At 59.9% G+C, this 21454-nt stretch carries 21 protein-coding genes and 1 tRNA gene; 7 read left to right on the top strand and 15 right to left on the bottom strand.

Annotated elements, in window-relative coordinates:
• Window positions 1-37: 37 nt before the first annotated feature.
• The 4 genes from GSF67_RS20905 to GSF67_RS20890 are packed head-to-tail and all read right to left on the bottom strand — an operon-like array spanning window position 38 to window position 2454.
• Complete coding sequence (locus GSF67_RS20905) at window positions 38-466, bottom strand: DUF1178 family protein (protein ID WP_006315750.1); 429 nt, start codon at window positions 464-466, stop codon at window positions 38-40.
• Complete coding sequence (locus tag GSF67_RS20900; RefSeq protein ID WP_006315749.1) at window positions 463-1323, bottom strand: carbon-nitrogen hydrolase family protein; 861 nt, start codon at window positions 1321-1323, stop codon at window positions 463-465. The genes GSF67_RS20905 and GSF67_RS20900 overlap by 4 nt, the downstream gene beginning before the upstream one ends.
• A gap of 24 nt (window positions 1324-1347) precedes the next feature.
• Window positions 1348-1602 (bottom strand): glutaredoxin 3, encoded by a 255-nt coding sequence (gene grxC, locus GSF67_RS20895; protein WP_006315748.1) that lies wholly within the window; start codon window positions 1600-1602, stop codon window positions 1348-1350.
• A 60-nt stretch (window positions 1603-1662) separates the two neighbouring features.
• Window positions 1663-2454, bottom strand: a complete 792-nt coding sequence (locus GSF67_RS20890) for a ComF family protein (protein WP_006315747.1) — start codon at window positions 2452-2454, stop codon at window positions 1663-1665.
• Between the two features lie 142 nt (window positions 2455-2596).
• Here GSF67_RS20890 and GSF67_RS20885 point away from each other — a divergent pair, with 142 nt between their 5' ends.
• The gene (locus GSF67_RS20885) at window positions 2597-3478 is read left to right on the top strand and encodes a methyltransferase domain-containing protein (protein ID WP_006315746.1); all 882 of its coding nucleotides are present in this window, start codon (window positions 2597-2599) and stop codon (window positions 3476-3478) included.
• Between the two features lie 17 nt (window positions 3479-3495).
• Here GSF67_RS20885 and GSF67_RS20880 read toward each other — a convergent pair whose 3' ends face one another.
• From GSF67_RS20880 to GSF67_RS20855, 6 genes are all read right to left on the bottom strand, one after another.
• Window positions 3496-3687, bottom strand: a complete 192-nt coding sequence (locus GSF67_RS20880; protein ID WP_006315744.1) for a Flp family type IVb pilin — start codon at window positions 3685-3687, stop codon at window positions 3496-3498.
• Window positions 3688-3782: 95 nt separating this feature from the next.
• The gene (locus GSF67_RS20875; RefSeq protein ID WP_006315743.1) at window positions 3783-4097 is read right to left on the bottom strand and encodes a hypothetical protein; all 315 of its coding nucleotides are present in this window, start codon (window positions 4095-4097) and stop codon (window positions 3783-3785) included.
• A gap of 172 nt (window positions 4098-4269) precedes the next feature.
• On the bottom strand, window positions 4270-4683 hold the full coding sequence (gene mutT / locus GSF67_RS20870; protein ID WP_006315742.1) for an 8-oxo-dGTP diphosphatase MutT: 414 nt from the start codon (window positions 4681-4683) through the stop codon (window positions 4270-4272).
• Complete coding sequence (locus GSF67_RS20865) at window positions 4680-5456, bottom strand: N-acetyltransferase (protein ID WP_035216479.1); 777 nt, start codon at window positions 5454-5456, stop codon at window positions 4680-4682. The genes mutT and GSF67_RS20865 overlap by 4 nt, the downstream gene beginning before the upstream one ends.
• Window positions 5457-5474: 18 nt before the next feature.
• The gene (gene argJ / locus GSF67_RS20860; RefSeq protein WP_006315734.1) at window positions 5475-6716 is read right to left on the bottom strand and encodes a bifunctional glutamate N-acetyltransferase/amino-acid acetyltransferase ArgJ; all 1242 of its coding nucleotides are present in this window, start codon (window positions 6714-6716) and stop codon (window positions 5475-5477) included.
• Window positions 6717-6808: 92 nt separating this feature from the next.
• The gene (locus GSF67_RS20855; protein ID WP_035216477.1) at window positions 6809-7675 is read right to left on the bottom strand and encodes a peptidylprolyl isomerase; all 867 of its coding nucleotides are present in this window, start codon (window positions 7673-7675) and stop codon (window positions 6809-6811) included.
• A 242-nt stretch (window positions 7676-7917) separates the two neighbouring features.
• On the opposite strand from GSF67_RS20855, the gene secA reads away from it, so the two are divergent.
• The 5 genes from secA to GSF67_RS20830 all read left to right on the top strand — a co-directional run bounded on the left by secA (window position 7918) and on the right by GSF67_RS20830 (window position 15705).
• Window positions 7918-10626 (top strand): preprotein translocase subunit SecA, encoded by a 2709-nt coding sequence (gene secA, locus GSF67_RS20850; RefSeq protein ID WP_006315732.1) that lies wholly within the window; start codon window positions 7918-7920, stop codon window positions 10624-10626.
• 149 nt (window positions 10627-10775) lie between these two features.
• Window positions 10776-11669, top strand: coding sequence for a DMT family transporter (locus GSF67_RS20845; protein ID WP_006315723.1), 894 nt, complete (start codon window positions 10776-10778; stop codon window positions 11667-11669).
• 81 nt (window positions 11670-11750) lie between these two features.
• A complete protein-coding gene (mdoC, locus tag GSF67_RS20840) occupies window positions 11751-12953 on the top strand; it encodes a glucans biosynthesis protein MdoC (RefSeq protein WP_083816019.1) in 1203 nt (400 codons plus the stop codon).
• 56 nt (window positions 12954-13009) lie between these two features.
• Window positions 13010-14404 carry a Wzx-type polysaccharide biosynthesis protein UppV gene (uppV, locus tag GSF67_RS20835; RefSeq protein ID WP_035216450.1) on the top strand — a complete coding sequence of 465 codons (1395 nt, stop codon included), beginning with the start codon at window positions 13010-13012 and terminating at the stop codon, window positions 14402-14404.
• A 29-nt stretch (window positions 14405-14433) separates the two neighbouring features.
• On the top strand, window positions 14434-15705 hold the full coding sequence (locus GSF67_RS20830; RefSeq protein ID WP_006315718.1) for a GNAT family N-acetyltransferase: 1272 nt from the start codon (window positions 14434-14436) through the stop codon (window positions 15703-15705).
• Window positions 15706-15757: 52 nt separating this feature from the next.
• Here GSF67_RS20830 and uppQ read toward each other — a convergent pair whose 3' ends face one another.
• Window positions 15758-16420 (bottom strand): polysaccharide biosynthesis GNAT family N-acetyltransferase UppQ, encoded by a 663-nt coding sequence (gene uppQ, locus GSF67_RS20825; protein ID WP_006315717.1) that lies wholly within the window; start codon window positions 16418-16420, stop codon window positions 15758-15760.
• A 356-nt stretch (window positions 16421-16776) separates the two neighbouring features.
• On the opposite strand from uppQ, the gene GSF67_RS20820 reads away from it, so the two are divergent.
• Window positions 16777-16861, top strand: a tRNA-Leu gene (locus GSF67_RS20820).
• 61 nt (window positions 16862-16922) lie between these two features.
• On the opposite strand, the gene GSF67_RS20815 is transcribed toward GSF67_RS20820, so the two are convergent.
• From GSF67_RS20815 to GSF67_RS20800, 4 genes are read right to left on the bottom strand one after another with little or no spacing between them, the layout of a single operon-like run.
• Window positions 16923-17765, bottom strand: a complete 843-nt coding sequence (locus tag GSF67_RS20815; protein ID WP_006315715.1) for an amidohydrolase — start codon at window positions 17763-17765, stop codon at window positions 16923-16925.
• Window positions 17766-17790: 25 nt separating this feature from the next.
• Entirely contained in the window at window positions 17791-18780 is a 990-nt protein-coding gene (locus GSF67_RS20810; RefSeq protein ID WP_006315714.1) for an aldo/keto reductase, read from the bottom strand.
• Window positions 18777-19970, bottom strand: a complete 1194-nt coding sequence (uxuA, locus tag GSF67_RS20805; protein ID WP_006315713.1) for a mannonate dehydratase — start codon at window positions 19968-19970, stop codon at window positions 18777-18779. Before uxuA ends, GSF67_RS20810 begins: the two co-directional genes overlap by 4 nt.
• A 3-nt stretch (window positions 19971-19973) precedes the next feature.
• Complete coding sequence (locus GSF67_RS20800; protein WP_006315712.1) at window positions 19974-21446, bottom strand: mannitol dehydrogenase family protein; 1473 nt, start codon at window positions 21444-21446, stop codon at window positions 19974-19976.
• Window positions 21447-21454: the final 8 nt, after the last annotated feature.

Here is a 21454-nt window from a genome sequence, read left to right as displayed (position 1 = left end):
AAGGCGATTAGGTGCGGCAATATCGAGCTGAAGAAACTCAATTCACGTCGTCGGGCAGCACCGGCAGAGGCGCGATCTCTATGCCCTCGTCCAGCAGGGCCTTGGCTTCCTGTACCGAGGCATTGCCGATAATGCCGCGTTCATCCGCCTCGCCATAATGGATCTTGCGGGCTTCCTCGGGAAACTTGTCGCCGACGTCCTCCGCATTCGCGCGGATATTGGCAACGGCTTCCCGGATTTTCGCAAGCGCCTCTTTCCTGGCGGAATCCATCGCGAGCGTCTGGCGTTCGTCCCTCTTGCGGGCGGTGGAGACGGAAGGCGCCATCAGGAGCTTGGAGACCTCAACGGAATTGCAGACCGGACAAGACAGCAAGCCGCGCTGCAACTGATTGTCGAAATCGTCGCTACCGGCAAACCAGCCTTCAAACTCATGGCCCTTTTCACAGGCCAGCGCATAACGGATCACGCCGCCTCACCTCCGGCAGGTTTCAGGGGAATGACGGTGTCCAGCCCGAACTCGCGGGCATTGAGCAGATTGGGAATTTTGCCGCGCGCAGCCGCAACCAGCGACGTGTCGATCTCGGCAAAGATGATCTCTTCCCCCGCACCGCCCGCCAAAGCCAGCACCTTACCCCAGGGGTCGATGATGATGGAATGGCCGAATGTCTCGCGACCGTCCTCGTGAACGCCGGCCTGTGCGGCGGCGATGACAAAAGCACCGTTTTCGATAGCACGGGCACGCAACAGGATTTCCCAGTGGGCTTCCCCCGTCTGGCGTGTGAAGGCCGCCGGAACCGTCAGAACCTCCGCACCAGCCAGCGCTTCTGCCCGGAAAAGCTGAGGGAAACGGACGTCATAACAAATCGCAAAGCCGAATTTTGCCAACGGTAGTCCGGCGATACGTGCCACTTCACCGGGTTGGTAAGCGGCACTTTCACGCCAGCTTTCGCCATTATCGAGATCGACATCGAACATATGGATCTTGTCGTAGCTGCAGATGCGCGAACCATCCGGCGCGAAGAGAAAACCGCGATTGGCGATCTTGCCATCCGGGCGGGCAATGGCCGTGGAGCCGATATGGACGTGAATGCCGAGTTCGCGTGCCAGCCGTGCGGCGGTCGCTACGATGATATCGCCATCGTCATCACGCAGCTGGGCACGAAGCGCCTGCCTGTCCTTCTGGATTGCGCCCGTCATTTCCGGGGTCTGTACATACACAGCCCCTTCCGCAGCGGCGGCGCGCACCAGCCGTTCCATATCGGCGGCGTTCCTTACCGGGTCGACGCCGGAGCGCATCTGGATGGCGGCAGCCTTGAAACTCATCACGTCCTCCATAAACCCTGCCGATCAGCCAGCCAGCATGGCATCCAGCTTGCCGGCACGTTCCAACGCATGCAGATCGTCACAACCGCCTACATGCTGGCCGTTGATGAAGATTTGCGGGAAGGTCGTGCCGCCGGATTTCTCGATCATTTCCTGCCGGTATTCCGGCGTCGTGGTGGCGTTATATTCGGCGTAATCGACGCCCTTCATGTCCAGCAGCGCCTTGGCGCGCGCACAATAACCACAAAAATCCCGCGTATAGATCGTTACCGGTGCCATGTTCTTCAGAGCCTCGCAAACGTGCGGCAAAACGCACGATAAAGTCACGTCGTTCAGGCTTCATATAGGGCCGGAAATGGCCATTGCAAAGGTCAAAACTGTCACATCCACGGCACCCGCCTTGCGCAGGGCGCGGCTTGCCGCGCCCACCGTCGCGCCTGTCGTATAGACGTCATCCACCAGCACCACGCGCTTGCCGAAAATATCGGCCTCCCGGCCGGGTGCGAGCGAAAAAGCGCCCCGCACATTATCCCGACGGGCAAGCGCGGAAAGCCCCACCTGCCGCTCGGTCGGCTTCACGCGCAGCAGCGTGCCGGCGAGCAAAGGTTTGCCGGCGGCTTTGGAAAGATGCCGCGCCAGCTCAGCGGACTGGTTAAAACGGCGGTGCAGGAAGCGGCGGCGATGCAGCGGAACCGGCACGATGCAATCGCAGGCGTCAACCGTCCCGTCACTTGCCCGCAACATCCACAGCGCCATCAACCGGGCGAGATCGGTGCGATCCTGATATTTCAACCGGTGAACCAGCTTGCGGGCCGTGCCCTCATGGCTGGCGACGCTACGCAGGCGATCGAAAGGTGGCGGATCGGCGATTGCCCGCCCGCTGACAACACCTTCTCCATGGTCCCGCGCGAAGGGAATGCCCAGAACCTCGCAGAAAGGGCGATCGATAAAGCCGACATCCATCCAGCAATCGGGGCATAAGGCGCCTTCGCCACCGGTCATGCGATTGCAGCCGGCGCAGGTCGGCGGATAGACGAGGCGGAAGAACGAACGCGCCACCTCGCGTGCCGCGGAAGGCACGACGGCGGACTTCGACAGCAATCCCGAAAACAAGTCGTCACCAGCACTCATGAGGTTGACTTTAGCGCCGAACGGGTGCCTTTGCGAGAGCGATACGCTCCGGCGCGACACCGGAAATAATGCCCGAAGCGGCATGACAGCAACGATACGGCCCGCCGACCCAGAAGGCGCTGAAGGCCGAGCAGGCAAGACGATGGATATTCTCTTTGACCAGGCCCTGATCGAACAAAACCGCCACCGGGCGTGGACCCGGCGTGACGACAAGGCACTGTTTCTCCTTGACATGGCGGCCGAAGAACTGGCTGACAGGCTTGCAATCGTCGAGCGAAAGTTCGAGACGGCCATCGAACTGCACGGCGGAACGGGCGTCACCGCCCGCCGGCTGGCCGAGACGGGAAAAGTGGACAGCATTCGCCGCATCGAAACCGAAAGCGCGTTTGCGATGGACGGAAACATTCCTGAGACGGCGTCGATGGAGCATCTGCCGCTCGCGGAAGCCTCCGCCAATCTCATCGTTTCACCGCTTGCCCTGCATCTCACCAACGACACCCCCGGTGCGCTGATCCAGATAAGGCGCGCATTGAAGCCCGATGGTCTGTTTCTCGGCGCCATTCCCGGCAGCGGCACCCTGCATGAGCTGCGCGATGTCTTGCTGACCGCAGAAGCGGAGCTGAGCGGAGGTGCCAGCCCGCGCGTCATTCCCTTCGCCGATGTGCGCGATGTCGGTGCGCTCCTGCAACGCGCCGGTTTTGCGCTTCCCGTCACCGACGCAGAGACCTACACGGTGCGTTATGATTCGATTTTCCCGCTGATGCGCGACCTGCGCGCCATGGGCATGGCCAACCCGCTGGCAAGCAGAAGCCGAACGCCGCTCAACCGCGCCTTTTTCCTGCGGGCGGCGGAACTCTATGCCGAGCGTTATTCCGATCCCGACGGGCGGATAAGGGCGACATTTTCCATCATCTATGTATCGGGCTGGGCGCCGCATGAGAGCCAGCAAAAGCCCCTGAAGCCCGGCTCCGCCAAGATGCGCCTTGCTGACGCCTTGAAGACAACAGAAGTAAAACTGTCCTGAATGATCGGCGCGAGCTTTCAACCCTTGGGAAAAGCGTCGACGATGAACTGAAACACGGCATTGATACCGCTGCTGATGTTGCCGAGGCCGGCGATGAGCGCTGCGGAAATTATCCCTGCGATCAGGCCGTATTCAATCGCTGTCGCGCCGTTTTCATTTTTGCAAAAATTGATAAAAAAATGCAGCACAGGATATTCCCCATCCACCATCCGGTGCGTTTCGACAACCGGCACACGCCCTGTTGAAATTCAGCACCATCCTAGGTCGGCGACATGAGGAATCCGTTACCGTTGATGGTAAATGATCAGCAACCGCCCTCGTTGCTGTAACCCGTGACCACGCAGGGCATCTCCGGCATCGGCTGGGTGACACTGCGGCGGATGGAATAGGTCTTGCCCACATCGGTCTTCTTGATGGAGCCGGTGCTGATCATGTCGTAATTGTCGGGGAACTGCGCCACGCGCGTGGGAGATTTTCCGGCAAGCATGGGAGTGATGATCAGCGAGAGCGCGATGACCGCCGTGCCGAACAACAGCGCCACATTGAGTACGCCGGTGCGACGGGATTTGTTGGAATACGAATGACGACCTTCCACCGTCTTCCAGAAATCCTCGTTCATGACCAACCTCGTCTCGCGCAGTTTACCGCTTCTTTAGCTTAACAATCTGCCAGAGGGTGCTGAACGATCTCTTAACGAAGCCCCGTTTTGGCACGGCAAAACCGTGCACGAAGGGCGTTTTCACGAAGCTGTGACGGGATAAGGCAGGAGGGCCTCAGAGGCCCCTCGATTCTTACAGCAAGTCCTGAAGGAAGGGGATGAGCGGCTCATCGGCCGGCGGCATGGGATAATCGCGCAGCGCCTGGGGCTTGACCCATTTCAGCGCCTGTCCTTCCCGGCCATGGGCGATGCCTTCATAACGGCGGCACACGTAAAGCGGCATCAGAAGATGAAAGGTCTCGTAGGTATGGCTGGCAAATGTCAGCGGTGCGAGACAGGCGACCTTGGTTTTGACGCCGAGTTCCTCGTCCAGTTCGCGGACAAGGGTTTCTTCCGGTGTTTCGCCCTGCTCCACCTTGCCGCCGGGAAATTCCCACAGCCCAGCAAGCGACTTGCCTTCCGGCCGCTGCGCCAGGAGAATGCGCCCATCCTGATCGAGAAGCGCACAGGCGGCGACCAGCAGGATTTTTTTGCCCGCCTCACTCATTCGCCGGTGCCCTTTTGCCAGTAGCGATAACGATAAGCCTCGGAGAAGCCGAATTTTTCATAAAGCGCGATCGCTGGTGCATTGGTGGAAACCACCTGCAGCCAGGCGGTTTTGGCGCCGCTGATTCTGGCCCACCGCAGTGCCGACGACAGAACCTGCGTGCCCAGTCCCTTTTTACGCTGCGATTTTTCGACATCGAGCGAGATGACGCCGGCAAGATCGTTATCCTGCACGCAAATCATGGTGGCGAGCGGGTTGCCCTCCACTTCCTCGTTGATAAAGAGGCTGAGCGTCGGCTTGATGGAACTGACGATTTCCGCGATTGCCGGGCGCAGCGCCGGATCGCCATCGCTCACCTTGATGCTCGCTTCGACAAAACGACCGATATCATGGCTGGGAAGGCTGACCAGCGTTTCCGGCAGTTCCATGCTGGAGAGATCGGCCGTCATAACCAGCACCTCTTCGAAGACGGACCAGCCATCGCCAATCAGAAAATCCACGAGTTGCGGCGGCATCAGCGTCGTTTCGCGCACCACCAGCGGCCGGCCGAAATCCTCGAAACGCTTGCGCGCCTTTTCCAGCCGCACCGCGCAGTTGCCATAGTCGGACGGGTCAAGCGGCACCACGCAGTTGATACGTTTGGAGGGATGCGAACCCGTGAGACGGATCTGCCAGCTGCCATCATAAATCACCGACGAGGCAGGCCATGCCCGGAAGCTGACGGCTTCCAGACGGCGAACCAGCGGCAGATTGACGGCCTTGTTGTCCTGCATTTTCTTCGATTCCAACGGTCAGCTCCGGTAGTCGCCGTTGATCGCAACATATTCCTTGGTCAGATCGCAGGTCCAGACCGTGGCCGTGCCTTGGCCGAGGCCGATATCCACCTTCACCGTAATATCTTCCAGCCGCATCACGGCGGTGGTCTCCGCTTCCGAATAATCTGGATCGCGTTCACCGTTCACGGCCACGCGCACGCCGCCAAACCAGATGGCGAGGCGGTCACGGTCAGCCATTTCGCCTGATTTACCGACAGCCATGACGACGCGGCCCCAATTGGCGTCTTCACCTGCAACGGCAGTTTTCACCAGCGGCGAATTGGCGATGGAAAGGGCAATTTTCTTGGCAGCGGCATCGTTTTCCGCACCTGTCACGGTGACTTCCACCATCTTGCGCGCGCCTTCGCCGTCACGAACCACCTGCAGCGCCAAATCCTTCAGGAGATCGTTGAGCGCGGCGCGGAAGGAGGACAGGCGCTCGTCATCGGCGCTCGTCACCTTTACCTGACCGTCTTCTGCCGCCGCACCCGTGGCGAACAGCATCAGCGTGTCCGACGTGGACGTGTCGCTATCGACCGTCACGGAATTGAAGGTCGGGCCGACACCGGCGGACAACAAGGATTGCAGCGCGGCGGGTTCGATGTCGGCATCCGTCACCACGAAGGAGAGCATCGTCGCCATATCAGGCGCGATCATGCCGGCACCTTTGGAAATACCATTGATCGTGACGATCACGCCGCCGATCTCGGCGGTGCGGGTCGAAACCTTGGGATAGGTGTCGGTCGTCATGATCGCCTTGGCGGCTTCCTGCCAGAAATCGGCTTCCGCCCTGACGTTCATATCACCGAGAACACCGGCAAATTTCGAGGCGTCCAGCGGCTCGCCGATCACGCCAGTTGATGCCAGGAATACTTCGCCTTCGGAGCAGCCGACGGCAGCGGCGGCGGATTTCGCCGTCAGTTCGGTCGCGGCCTTGCCCTTGACGCCCGTAAACGCATTGGCATTGCCGGAATTGACCACCACGGCTCGCGCCGCGCCGCCGCCGAGATTGGCGCGGCAGAAATCAACGGGGGCCGAGGGGCATTTCGATTTGGTGAAGACGCCAGCCACACTTGCCGGCTTGTCGAACACCATCAAGAGAACGTCGGTGCGGTTTTTGTACTTGATGCCGGCGGCAGCCGTCGCCATGCGAACGCCGCGCAGCGCGGGCATATCGGGATAGGATTTGGGAGCGAGCGGGGAAACGGCAACGGACATGGGAAGCGCCTGAAACTCTGGAAAGGGAGGGTCTGGGAAAGCCTGAGATGAAACGGGGCGGCCTCGAAGCCGCCCCGTAACATTGGTATTTATTACTGCTGCGGCGGCTGAGCCTGCTGTTCCTTCGTGGCTTCGTCGTAGCCCTTCTTCAGCGTCTCATCCATGATTTCGATCTTCTGGTCAGCCTTTGCCTTCTCGATGAGGGCAACGTATTTGTCGCGCATGACAAGCTGACGAACCTGAGGCTCGACCTGCTCGAAAGCCGGCGGCGGGGCGATGCGCTTGTCTTCCAGCTTGATGACATGGAAGCCGAACTGCGTCTTGACAGGGGTCTTGGTGTAGGCGCCATTTTCGAGGCCGAAAGCGGCTTCTTCGAATTCCGGCACCATGCGGCCCTTGCCGAACCAGCCGAGATCACCGCCGTCATCCTTGTTGGAATCGGTCGACTTTTCCTTGGCGAGTGCGGCGAAATCCTTGCCCGAATCAAGCTGCTTGATGATGTCCTTGGCTTCGTCTTCGCTGGCGACGAGGATGTGCGCGGCCTTGATTTCTTCTTCCTGCGGCAGGGCTGCGACTTCCTTGTCGTAGCGGGCCTTCACTTCGTCATTGGTGACGGCGTCGACCACATGCTTGCGGAAATAAGCGTTGTGCAGCTCACGATCCTTGATGAATTCCATGCGCTTCTTGAAATCTTCAGTCTTTTCCAGACCTTCGGCGTCTGCATTCTTCACGAGAAGCTTGACGTCGATCGCGCCGGACAAGGCTGCGACCTTCTTCTGTTCATCGGGAAGCTGCGCGAGCTGGGGGTCGAGGTTACCCATGGCGAGGTCGAGTTCGGACTGGTGGATTTCCAGATCGCCGACCTTGGCGACAACCTTGTCTTCCTGTGCAAAGGCCGGAAGCTGGAGGCCGAGCGTGGCCACAATCACCGCAGCCGCAATTTTATTATAGCGCAACATTTTGAACCTTTCGGGGACAATGCCGGCTCCAGACATGGTTTCCGGCTCTGAAAAAACTTCCAAACACCGGAATGTGGCCATTCTGTAACGGGCAGAACCGTTGACATCATTTGCCCCCCCTCTTATCTGTCACGCAACCTCGCGTCCAGATACGTTGAAGGGCGAAGTCCGTCATTTGTGCTGAAAACAGCGTGACGGAGAAAAGCGCCCGGCAAAACGGAATTTCAGAAAGGGCCAGTAAGATGGTCAGTCTCGGCGGAATAGCCCGCAAGTTGTTCGGTTCGGCAAATGAACGCCGCGTCCGCTCCTATAAAAGCAAGATCGCAGCCATCAATGCGCTGGAAGAGGCCACTAAGGCGCTCTCCGACGAAGCGCTGGCGGCCAAGACCGCGGAATTCCGCCAACAGCTTGCCGACGGCAAGACGCTGGACGATCTGCTGATCCCGGCTTTCGCCGTCGCTCGCGAGGCATCGCGCCGCGTTCTGCACATGCGCCCGTTCGACGTGCAGCTGACCGGCGCCATGATTCTGCATGGCGGCGCCATTGCCGAAATGAAGACCGGTGAGGGCAAGACGCTGGTGGCGACCCTTGCGGTCTACCTCAACGCACTCGCCGGCAAGGGCGTGCATGTCGTCACCGTCAACGACTATCTCGCCAAGCGCGACGCCGCCACGATGAGCAAGCTCTACGGCTTCCTCGGGCTGACGACCGGCGTCATCGTCCACGGTTTGGACGACGACCAGCGCCGCGAGGCCTATGCCTGCGACATCACCTACGCGACGAATAACGAACTCGGCTTCGATTATCTGCGCGATAACATGAAATATGATCGCGCCCAGATGGTGCAGCGCGGCCACAACTACGCGATCGTCGACGAAGTCGACTCGATCCTCGTCGATGAAGCGCGCACGCCGCTTATCATCTCCGGCCCACTGGACGACCGTTCCGACCTTTACAACACCATCGACGCTTTCATCCCGCTTCTGTCGCCGGAAGATTACGAGATCGATGAGAAGCAGCGCTCGGCCAACTTCTCCGAAGATGGCACCGAGAAGCTCGAAAACCTGCTGCGTCAGGCGGGTCTGCTGAAGGGCGAATCGCTTTACGACATCGAAAATGTCGCCATCGTTCACCACATCAACAATGCGCTGAAGGCCCACAAGCTCTTCACCCGCGACAAGGACTACATCGTCCGCAACGATGAAATCGTCATCATCGACGAATTCACCGGCCGCATGATGCCGGGCCGCCGTTATTCCGAAGGTCAGCACCAGGCTCTCGAAGCCAAGGAAAAAGTGCAGATCCAGCCGGAAAACCAGACGCTCTCCTCCGTCACCTTCCAGAATTATTTCCGCATGTATGCCAAGCTTGCCGGCATGACCGGTACGGCTTCGACAGAAGCGGAAGAGTTCGGCAACATCTATGGCCTCGACGTCATCGAAGTGCCGACCAACCTGCCGATCCAGCGTATCGACGAGGACGACGAGGTTTACCGCACCGGCGAAGAGAAGTTCCTGGCGATCATCACCGAGATCAAGGCGGCGCATGAGCGCGGCCAGCCGGTTCTGGTTGGCACGACCTCGATCGAAAAATCCGAGCTTCTGGCCCATATGCTGCGCCAGTCCGGCTTTACCGATTTCCAGGTGCTGAACGCCCGTTACCACGAGCAGGAAGCCTATATCGTTTCGCAGGCCGGCGTTCCTGGCGCCGTTACCATCGCCACCAACATGGCCGGTCGTGGTACGGACATCCAGCTCGGCGGCAACGTCGACATGCGCCTCGAGCGCGAGCTGGAAGGTATGGAGCCGGGTCCGGAGCTTGATGCCAAGGAAGCGGCTATCCGCGCCGAGATCAAGGTGCTGAAGGAAAAGGCGCTTGCCGCCGGCGGTCTCTACGTCATCGCCACCGAACGCCACGAAAGCCGCCGTATCGACAACCAGCTGCGCGGCCGTTCCGGCCGTCAGGGTGACCCGGGCCGCTCGAAATTCTACCTGTCGCTTCAGGATGATCTGATGCGCATCTTCGGCTCCGAGCGTATGGACTCGATGCTCCAGAAGCTCGGCCTGAAGGACGGCGAAGCCATCGTCCATCCGTGGATCAACAAGGCGCTGGAACGTGCCCAGAAGAAGGTCGAAGCCCGCAACTTCGAGACCCGCAAGAACCTTCTGAAATACGACGACGTCTTGAACGACCAGCGCAAGGTCATCTTCGATCAGCGCCTCGAGCTGATGGAAGCCGACAATATCGGTGAAACCGCCGCCGACATGCGCCACGAGGTCATCGAAGCGCTCGTCACCAAGCATATTCCTGAAAATGCCTATGCCGAGCAGTGGGATATCGCCGGCCTGAAAGCTGGTATCGCCCAGTTCCTGAACCTCGACCTGCCGGTGGAGGAATGGGCGAAGGAAGAAGGCATCGCCGAGGACGATATTCTCCAGCGCGTCACCGAAGCGGCCGACACATACGCCGCCGAGCGCGCCGAACGTTTCGGCCCCGAGATCATGACCTATGTGGAACGCTCGGTCATTCTCCAGACGATCGACCATCTGTGGCGCGAACATATCGTCAATCTCGACCATCTGCGCTCTGTCGTCGGTTTCCGCGGTTACGCCCAGCGCGATCCGCTGCAGGAATACAAGGCGGAAGCCTTCGAACTGTTCCAGTCGCTGCTCACCAATCTGCGCGAGGCCGTGACTGCCCAGCTGATGCGCGTGGAACTGGTGCAGCAGGAACCGCAGCAGCCGGAACTGCCTGAGATGACCGCCCATCACCTCGACCCCGTCACCGGCGAAGACGAGATGGCGCTGGGCGTGCCTGCCGCTTTCGTGCCGGCCGAGGAGCGCGATCCGAATAACCCCGCCACCTGGGGCCGTATCGGGCGCAATGAAATGTGCCCCTGCGGTTCCGGCAAGAAATACAAGCACTGCCATGGCGTTTACGAACAGGCGTAAAAGGTCAGGGCTTTATGCCAGAAATCGGTCGCCCGTAACCTGCGTTACGGGCGATTTTGTTTGTGCCGGATCATTGCTGCCGGCCGGGGTGTTGACTGGTATCGGCACTTTCCATATGGGAGCCGGATCACCTTGCGGAAACTGCTTTCATGGCCCCTCGCGATCTTGCCGCCTATATTTTTCTCGCGATTACGTGGGGCGTGTCTTTCCTGCTGCTTCTGCATGTCGTCGCCGCCTTCGGCTGGATTGGCGCGGTCACGCTTCGCTCGCTTATAACCGCTGTCGCCCTTTATCTCATTGCGCGGGCAGCCCGCCGGAAGCTGGCATTTTCCGCCAGCTGGCGCGCTTTCGCAATCGTCGGCGCAACGACGGTCGCCGGGCAACTGATCGGCCTTTCCTATGCGACGCCACAGATCGGCACCGCGATGGCAGCCATATTGGTGGCGACCATTCCCCTTTTCTCGATGCTCATCTCGCAGATATGGGGTCTGGAACGCCTGACGCGGCAGGGCATTGCCGGTCTCGTCATCGGCTTTGCCGGTATCGTTCTGCTCGTCGGCTTTCCCGCTGTTCCCGTCACATCCGGCTTTATCATCGGCTGTGCTGCCGCTGTCGCCGCCTGCATCTGTGCGGCCTATGGCAGTAATTTTGCGAGCCTGCACCTCAAAGGGGTTGGATCGTGGGAAATCACCATCGGTTCCTTCCTGACAGGCGGCCTGATGACCCTGCCGCTTCTTTTCGCGGTGCCCTTGCCCGGAACACCTGATCTCGTTGACTACGGTTATCTTCTGATACAGGCGGTCGTCATGAGCGGCCTGACCTATATCACCTATTTCAAGCTGGTCTCCTCAATCGGCGCAACGAAGGCGATCAGCGTGGAATTTGCCGTCACCGTCGTGGCGGTGCTTGTCGGCGCCCTGGTGCTCGATGAACCCCTGTCGCTTCCCCAGCTTTTCGGCGCCGGCATCATCATTTTCGGCTGCGCGCTGGTGCTCGACCTTCTGCCCAAGAAAAAGGCGCCGCCTACCCCTTCGGGCGCGTGAAGGGTTTATTAGCGTTTTCCACCAATAGTCGTGTTGGTCGTCACGGAGCACGCGGGATCGCGTTTTCGGCGCGGGGGAAAAATGCAACCGGGCAAGTCAGACTATGAGCATTACTGGGACCCTCTAAGGGCTCTCCTGATGATGCTCGGCATTCCCTACCACGCCTCCCTGCTCTACAGCCACGTTCTGCCCTGGGACATCAAGGATTTCGAGACCAGCCCGCTTCTGAGCGCATTGGGTGCTGCGCTCGTCACCTTCCGCATGCCGACATTCTTCCTGGTGGCGGGGTATTTTTCCACCATGGTCATCGGCAAGAAGGGCAAGATGCGCTGGCTGAGGCAGCGTTTCCTGCGCCTCGGCGTGCCCTTCATCGTGGCCGTGGTTCTGCTCGGGCCATTACAGCTGTTCCTGCTGCAACTGGCCAGCGTCGCCAAAGGCGATATTCCCGCTGACCATTTGCTTGAGAGCCTACCCGGCTTGCTGCGCCCGAGCGAACAGTGGATCATGCATCTGTGGTTCCTGCCGGCCCTCATTGCCTATTCGGTCCTGCTGGCAGCTCTTCTGTTTCTGGCAGCACACCCGCCATTTACCCATGTCAGAAACTGGTTCAACAGCTTGCAGCAGCGGCACGCTACCCTGGTTTTCGCGACACTGTGCACCCTCCCGGTTCTGTGGGAGTTGATGGTCTATGGTTCCGGTCTGCTTGCGGCAAGCAGTGGAAGCAGGCTCTTCCTTCTTTATGAGCGTGCTTCCGACCCCTATGCGCGCTACCTGCCCTTCTTCCTGCTTGGCGCCCTGTTGCAGCGTAATCGCGCTCTTTTTCACCAATTCCGTCAGACGGGTTTTCCCACCGTTGTCATCGCTGCGGGCGCTATTGGTGCGGCGGTGGCATTGCGCCTGCAACATCCTTTTTCGACTCCGGCCCTTTTGGTCCTTGTTTCCGCAATTGCTGCGGTGGCAGCGAGCCGTCTGTTGATCGACCTCGCCTGCCGCTATTTCGACAGGCCAAGCCCGCTTGCGAGACGCATGACGGATGCGTCCTTCACCATTTACCTGTTTCATCATCCGCTGATTTACACTTTTGGTATCCTCTTCATCCTGATCGCGCTGCCGCCGATCCTGGAATTCGCGATCATCGTCGCAGCTACGACGGCAACGGCCTATGTGCTGCATCAGGCGATACGCCGGAGCCCGCTCGCACTTTTCCTCTTCAACGGCGTCCGCAGGCCACGCGAGGTGGATGATATCGGCACACAGGCCGGCGCCTCCCAAACCCTTCGTTAAGGATAAGCGCTTACAGTCGAACTGCCTATTCAACTGGAAATGATGGCGTGTGGATCATGGCTATCCTCAACTCGGCGGAAAAAGCCTTACCCGCAAGCCTGCGCGCAAAGCTTGCGCCGCTGGGGGCGAAAGTTGCCGTCCTTCTTTCCGGAAGAGATGAGGTTTCGCGCGCTCAACGCATGGCGCTCGTTGCCTTTGCAGTGCGCATCGTCAGCGCCGGCATCGCCTTCATTTCCCAGATCATCCTTGCCCGCCTGATGGGCGAATTCGAATATGGCCTCTTCGCCTTTGTCTGGGTTCTGGTGATCCTGTTCGGCAACCTTTCCTGTCTCGGTTTTCATACGACCGTGATCCGCTTTTTACCCGGCTACCGTCTAGAGGAAGCCCATGACAAGATCATGGGGCTGACGTCGACGGCACGCGTCTTCGCGATGCTTGCAGCCAGCGCGCTCGCAATTTTCGGTTTTGTTTTCCTGTATTTCTTCGGCGAGCGCATCGCTTCCTATTATCTCATCCCGGTTGCGCTGGCGCTTTTCACCCTGCCGATGGTGGCGTTGGGCGATGTGTTGAACGGCACCGCGCGCGCCAATGGCTGGGCCGTCTCCGCCCTCAGCCCCACCTATATCGTCCGCCCGGTGCTGATCCTGCTGTTCATGATGGCGGCGGTCCATTTCGGCGCGGAAAAAACCGCGACCACCGCCATGCTCATGGCCCTTCTGGCCACCTACGTCACCACGCTCTTTCACTTCGCCTTCATGAACCGCCGGCTCAACCGGCATTTCCGCAGCACAGCCCGCAAGGTTCATTTCCGTCACTGGATAAGGTTCGCCTTCCCGATGTTCCTGATCGATGGCATCGGTTTCCTGATGACCAATTCCGACGTGGTGATTGTCGGGCTTTACCTGCCACCCGATCAGGTCGGCATCTATTTTGCGGCGGCGAAAACCATCGTGCTGATGCAATTCGTGTTTTTCTCCGTGCAGGCGGCTGCCGCGCCACGTCTTGCCGCCCTGATGTCGGCCAATGATCGTCAGGGGCTTGCGGGTTTTGCCGGTCAGGCCGCACGCTGGGCTTTCTGGCCATCGCTCGCCGTCGGTAGCATGGTGCTTCTGGCAGGTCCGTTCCTGCTGTCACTTTTCGGCCCGGGCTTCGTCCAGGGTTACCAGCTAATGTTCTTCCTGTTTGCCGGTTTCCTCGCCAAAGCGATGATCGGCCCGGGAGAAACGCTGCTGAATATGGCCGGCAAACAAAAACTTTGCGTTGTGCTTTATATTATTATCTTTGGTTGCAACATTGCACTCAACATGGCGCTCATTCCGGTCTATGGTCTGGCAGGGGCCGCGGCAGCGGTGGCAATAGCCATGTGCATGGAAGCTGTGCTATTGCATATTGCCATTCGCCGCACACTCGGGATCGTGCTTTTTGCTTTCAACGATCCCCGGGCAGGTTAAGACACTGGGAAGGCGGTATAACAACAAGCATGTCCAGCGATCCAAAGAATCCGGATTTTCAGGACCCGCGCATCGCGGCGCTGTTGGCGTCTGCGGAGCGTGACCGTCCCGCGGCAGACAGCAGCCGGCGCGTGGGACGCGACGGCCGGGAATTCTGCATCTATCCGGGTCAACTCGGTTACGACATGCAGGAAGAACTTGACTTCCTTTCCAACCGCGTGATGGAGGCGAATGTCTTCTTCACCGGGCGGCTACTTGCGCCCGCCATGCCACGTATCGAAGACAAGTCCGTGCGCTTCGCCCTCATTCGCGACGAGAACGGCGCCAGAAGCCGTATGCGCTTCCTGATGCCTTTTACCGTGGAAAAGCCAGGTTTTTCCATTGGTCCGTCCATCATTCGCGTCTGGGCCAATCCATTTGGGCCGCTCGGCACACCGCTGGTCGATACCGAAGGGGCAGCTGAAACCCTCGACAATCTTTTCGATGCCCTTTCCGACCGGAACATGCGTCTGCCGAATGTTCTTGTCCTGCCGGATGTGCGGCTGGAAGGGCCATTTGCGCGCATGTTCAGGGCGATTGCGCTCAGCCGCAACCTGCCGGTGACGACGACGGGCAATTATCACCGGCCGATGCTGGAAAGCCTCCTTGATGGCAAGGCCTATCTGCGCAACACCCTTGCACCACACCATCTGCGCGAAATGAGCAGGCAGTGGCGCCAGCTCGAAAAACTTGGATCCCTCTCCTACAGCGTGACCCGCCAGCCGAAGGATGTGCGCTACCGGATGGAGGAATTTCTGGCGCTGGAGGCGAGTGGCTGGAAGGGCCGCAAACGCACCGCGCTGGTCAACGACCGGTATCGCGCCGCTTTCGCCCGCGAGGCCATCACCAACCTCGCCGAAGCCGATGCCGTCCGTATCCACACCATCGATCTCAATGGTAGCGCCATCGCATCCATGGTGGTCTTCATCACGGCCGGCGAAGCCTATACGTGGAAAACCGCCTTCGACGAAACCTATTCGCAATATTCGCCCGGCAAGCTGCTGGTGCAGAAACTCACCGACTGGCATCTGGACGACGCCAATATTCTGCGCAGCGACAGCTGCGCCGTGCCCGATCATCCGATCATGAGCCGCTTCTGGCAGGAACGGCAGGAAATGGGGACGCTGGTCGTCGGCCTGACCCAGAACAGCGACCGCGACGTGCGGCAGGTTTCCACGCAGGTGGACATGTACCGCAATACCCGCAACCTCGCCCGCAGCCTGCGGCAGAAGATCCTATCCTTCGGACGCAAGGGCAACTAATCCGAAGGACGCCGGGGCGCCCTTCGGATTAGTTCGGCAAATGCGGCCGGCTTCAGCGCGAGGCCGTCCGGATCATCTTGCACAATTGCGTCAGGGCAGCATCATATCCGCCACCCAGAATATCGACACACCGACGGGCGAGCTTGATCTGCTCGATACGTGACATGTCGTTATAGGCCTGTATGGCATTACGCACGGCGCCAGGGGAAAGTTGCCCCGGATTGCTACCGGGATTATTTGGATTGTTCGGATTGCCTGGATTTCCCGGATTCCCAGGGTTACCTGGATTGCCAGGCGAACCTGAACCACCAATTCCGAGCCCGACATCGAGGCCGAGACCGCTCGATCCACCCACATTCGCACCGACATTGGCGTTGATGCCGCCAGAGCCGCCGACGGAAGCCTTGGCGGCGGCATTGACACCGCCGGCACCACCGACGGATGTGTTGACGTTGGCGTTGACCCCATTGCTGCCACCGACCGAAGCGTTGACATCTGCACCCAATCCGCCGCCGCTCCTGCCGCCGACATCCGCACTGGCGTTGACACCGCCGCTGCCGCCAACGGAGGCATCGACCCCGAGACCACCGCTGCCATTGCCACCCACGCTAGCATTTACCCCGTTCTCTCCGCCGATCCCGATATCCAGTGCATGGGCATTAACCGGCAGGATAAGACAGGCAGACAGTAACAAATTGCGAGAAAGAGCCCTCATAATTTCCTCCCTATGAGTTGGCTACTCCCGCCCCGCGTGGAAAACTCCACCTCGGTATCATAGTTTCAATTAGCAATTGCGTATATACTAATTTATTAGAGATATCTAAAATTATCCGAATAATTCAATCATAGGTGTATCATTTTGAAACAGGCGCGACCGATTGAATTGCCTTCGCCGCGGCAATCCTGCGGATTTTTTTAAATAGCGGCCCGTGATTTTTGCCTCACCTAACGGCGCACGAACATAACGTTTCGCGAGGCAAATTTCCCGCTTTTGGGCTTGCACGCACGGTCTCGCCCGTGATAGACGCCGTGGCATTGCCTCAGTGAACTGAAACACAATCGGCAGCGAATGCGGGTGTGGTGGAATTGGTAGACGCGCCGGACTCAAAATCCGGTTCCGCAAGGAGTGTCGGTTCGACCCCGACCACCCGCACCACCTCTGATAATTTGCGCGACATTATCGGCATGAACGAGACCCTATCCGGTTGAGGATCATCCTATGTCGCCAGATAAAATCGTCTGGCGTTGCCATGGCCGATCGATGCCTGCTCATCCGGGGAAAGCGTAGACAGAAGCTCTCTCGTCATGGCGATCCATTCCGGCAGGCCCGAGCCGAGATCGACCACCGGCCAGTCACCGCCCCAGACCATTCTTGCCGGGGCGAACAGGTTCAATACGGTTTCCACATAAGGCCTTACGCTTTCCAGCGTCGCTTGCCCCGGCGCACAATAGGCGGTGACACCGGAGAGCTTGACGGAGAGATTGGGCAAGCTGGCCAGATCGGCCATGCGCTCGCTCCAGGCGGGGAAATCGTTTCCGACGATGTCAGGCGTGCCGCAATGGTCGAGCATGAAGCGGACGTCGGGGCAGGCCCGGACAAGTTCGGCGGCAATTGCGAGCTGGCGCGAATGAAAACACAGATCGACCGGCCATCCGGCCTTGCCGATCTTGCGCACGTTTCGCCGGTAATTTTCCACACGGCTGGTATCGTCGGGCATGACCTGGAGGATACGCCGGAAGCCGACAACTTTGAGGTGGCGGCACTCCTCCAGCCAGGCGTCGAAGCCCTGGTTCGTCTCCGGCCGGCAGCTGGCGATCTGGCCGAACATCGGCAAGGTGCCTTCCCCTACCATGCCGGCAACAAGCCGGGCTTCCGCCCGATAATCACCGTCATCGACCCCGGTTTCCATGAAGATCGTGCCGATGACACCGCTGCCCTCGACAAGAGTTGCATAATCCGCCCGGGTGAAGCTTCCCGCAAGGCTCGGCTCGCCGCGCGTCCAGGCGTAACCGAGTTTGCCCCGCAAGATCAGATGCTGGTGAGTATCAATCAGGTCCATGGCGTCCTCCTCCCTGTCGCGTCGGTCATTCTTCAAGCGCGAGCGTGTCAAAACCCGCCCAGGCGGCGGCCGGCACCGCAGTTTCGAAAATGGATAGATTGCGCCGGAGACTGTCCGGTTTCGCCGTGCCGATCAGCACGCTGGCGACATCGGCGTTTTGCAGCGGAAAATGCAAAGCGGCGGCCGCGAGCGCGACGCCATGGCCGGCGGCGTGGGCCTCCATGGCGCGCACCCGCTCCATGACTTCAGGTGCAGCCTCAGCGTAATTGAAGGTCGCGCCTGGCCTTGCGCCAGTTGCAAGAATGCCCGAGTTGAAGACACCGCCGATGATGAGCGAGGTGCCAGTTTCCGCGCAACGGCCAAGCAGCCGCGCTGCAGCCGAACGGTCAAGCAGCGTGTAACGGCCTGCCAGAAGGATGCAGTCGATTTCGTCGATCTCCATGAGGTTCAGGCAGGCCGGAACCTCGTTTACGCCAAGGCCGAATGCGCCGATCTGGCCTTTAGCCTTCAACTCGTGCAGCGCCTCGATGCCGCTTTCGGTGAATATCCCGAAATGATGGCGATAGGCTTCCTCTCCAAGCGTGGTCGCCTCCAGATCGTGGACATAGAGAATATCCACGGAGCCGAGGCCAAGCCGGGCAAGGCTCTGCTCATACGAGCGCATGATGCCATCATAGCTGTAGTCGTATTCCACCACGAAAGGCAGCGCATCGACAAAACCATAATCCGGTGTGACGCCGTCTTCCGCCGCCTTCAGGATCCGCCCGACCTTGGTGGACAGCACGAATGCATCGCGTGGTTTCCCCTGAAGAAAATCGCCGACGCGTCGTTCGGAAAGGCCCTGCCCATAATAGGGCGCGGTATCGAAATAGCGGATACCGGCGTCCCAGGCAGCTTGCAGCGTCGCCATCGCATCCTCGCGGCTGACGCTGCGATAGAGATTGCCGATACCGGCAGCGCCGAAGGAAAGCTCACTCAGCGACAGTGCGGTGCGTCCGAGTTTGCGGGTTTTCATGCGGCCCCCTCCTCTCGGCGAAGCTGGCGCTCGACGGTACGGATGACACCACGAAGTTCGCCGAGACCCTTCATGCGGCCGATATAGGAATAGCCGGGGTTGGTCTTTTTGGTGATGTCGTCACCCAGCAGATGGCCGTGGTCCGGCCGCATCGGAATATTGGTCCGGCGTCCGGCCTTGGCAGCGGCCTGCTCTTCGCGCAACAATGCCTCGATGACGCCGATCATGTCCGTTCCGCCATCCAGATGATCGTCCTCGAAGAAAGAACCATCCGCCTCGACGGTGACATTTCGCAGATGGGCAAAATTGATGCGGGATGCGAATTCCTGTGCCATCGCCACAAGATCGTTGTCGCTGCGGGCACCGTAGGAGCCGGTGCAAAGGGTGATACCGTTGTTCGGGCTTTCAACGGCCGACAGGATGGCGCGAATATCCGAAGGCGTCGAGACCACGCGCGGCAGGCCGAAGAGCGAGAATGGCGGATCATCGGGGTGGATGCCAAGATGCACGCCCACCTCTTCCGCCACCGGCACGACCTCTTTCAGAAAGGCCAGAAGATTGCCCTGCATGGTCGCGCTGTCGATGCCGTCGAACGAAGCAATCAGCGCGGCGATGGACTCTCGCGTCTGCACCAATGCGCCGCCCGGAAGACCGGCGATGATGTTCCGCTCCAGAAGCGACTGCTCCTCTTCGCTCATTTGCGCAAAACGGTTCTCGGCTCGCGCCACCAGCGCAGGGTCGTAATTTTCAGCAGCGCGAACACGCTTCAGGATGAACACGTCATAAGCGACGAAATCCGCCATTTCGAAGCGCAGTGCCAATCCGGTATTGCGGGATTGCCAGCGCAGATTGGTGCGCGTCCAGTCCACGACAGGCATGAAATTGTAGCAGACGACGGGAACGCCAGCGTGGCCGAGGCGGGCGAGCGTATCCTTCCAGCGCGCAATCGCTTTCGGGGCATCGGCGTCGCCGCGCTTAACGGACTGTTCCATCGGAATGGATTCGCAGACGCTCCATTCCAGACCGGCCGCTTCGATCATCGCCTTGCGTTTGGCGATCTCTTCCGCCGGCCAAGCCGTGCCGTCGGGGATCTGGTGCAGCGCCGTTACAACGCCGCTCGCACCCGTCTGCCGCACATGCTCCAAGGTGATGGGGTCCGATTCACCGAACCAGCGCCAGGTTTCCTTCATAGTCTACTCCTCCGAAAAATGCCGTTCGATGGCGCCGAGCGCGCCGTATTGGACGATGTCGCGATAGGCCGCCCGAAGCGCCGTAACGAACGCCTCGTCCGCCAGCCATTCAGGACCGAAAACGCGACGGAATGTTAAAAACCGGTCGATCACCGCATCCGGCTCCTCGCCGTTACCGGTCGGCACACCCCACTCCGCAAAGGCGGGATCGGCCATGACAATTGCTTCTCCCCGCTCGTTCAGCGCCGCGCAGGACCGTATCCACAGGGCGACGGCAAAAAGAGCGGCTGTATGCGGCGCGCCTGCGGCACGCAGCTCCGCAAGTGGCGCGAGAATGCGTTGCGGCACTTTCTGGGAAGCGTCCGAAGCTATCTGGGTGGCGCGGTGGCGAAGTGCGGGGTTGGCAAAACGCTGGCGCAGACCGGCGACATAATCCGGGCCGCTGACGGCGGGGCTCAATGTCGAACCCACCTCCCGCCAGTAACGATCGATGTACCCGCGCACCCGCGGATCGGCATAGATATCGGCGATCGTCTCCAGCCCGCTGCATTGGCCGATCGCGGCCATGGCGGTGTGAGCGCCGTTCAGCATTCTGAGCTTCATATGCTCATAAGGCTCGACCCCATCGACGATTTCGGCACCCGACAGCTCGATGCCGGGGCGACCGTGCGGAAAGCGATCCTCGATCACCCAGCGGAAATAAGGTTCCGCAATCACCGGCCAGGCATCCTCGCAGCCGAGACGTACCGTCACCCGTTCGCGGTCGGTGGCGGTAGTGGCGGGCACGATGCGGTCCACCATGACGCAGGGGCACGAGAGGTTTTCCGTGATGAACTCAGCGAGATCCTTATCGGTGAGACCGGCCATCTCCACCAGAAGCCGGTGCAGGATGCGGCCGTTGGACGGGAGATTGTCGCAGGAAAGCAAAGTCAGCGGCACAGCCCCGGCGACCCGCCGGCGCCTTGTCGCTTCCAGCAGAAAGCCGAGCGCGGAGCGCGGCTTTTGCGGACGTTCCAGATCATGGACGACATCGGGATGATCACGAAGAAGCGTGCCCGCCGACAAATCGGCGAGATAGCCCTTTTCCGTCACCGTCAAAATGACGATCCTGACCCGCGGATCGGTCATGGCCCGCAGCAGCCGCTCCGGATCCTCAGGGGCAACGATGGTCTCGAGGATGGAACCGACGATCCGCAACGTCTCGTTTTCACCGTCACGCAGGCAGAATGTATAGAGATTGTCCTGTGGCGCGATGGCATCGCGCGTATCGGAGCTGCGCAGCGAGGCCGCGACAATGCCCCAGCCGGTTTCGCCGCGCGCCAGGCAATCATCGATGAACACGGCCTGATGGGCGCGGTGAAAGGCGCCGACGCCGAGATGCACGATGCCCGGCGTCACCGTTTTGCGGTCATAGGCGGGCAAAAGCACGTCTTTTGGCAGATGCGGCAGCGCAAGGGAAGAAAGTCGATTGGTCACGTTATTAT

The sequence above is a fragment of the Agrobacterium sp. CGMCC 11546 genome (assembly GCF_013365515.1).
Classification (GTDB): domain Bacteria; phylum Pseudomonadota; class Alphaproteobacteria; order Rhizobiales; family Rhizobiaceae; genus Agrobacterium; species Agrobacterium fabrum.
The sequence above is the reverse complement of the archived record's forward strand: the minus strand, read 5'-3'. Positions and strand labels throughout refer to the sequence as shown.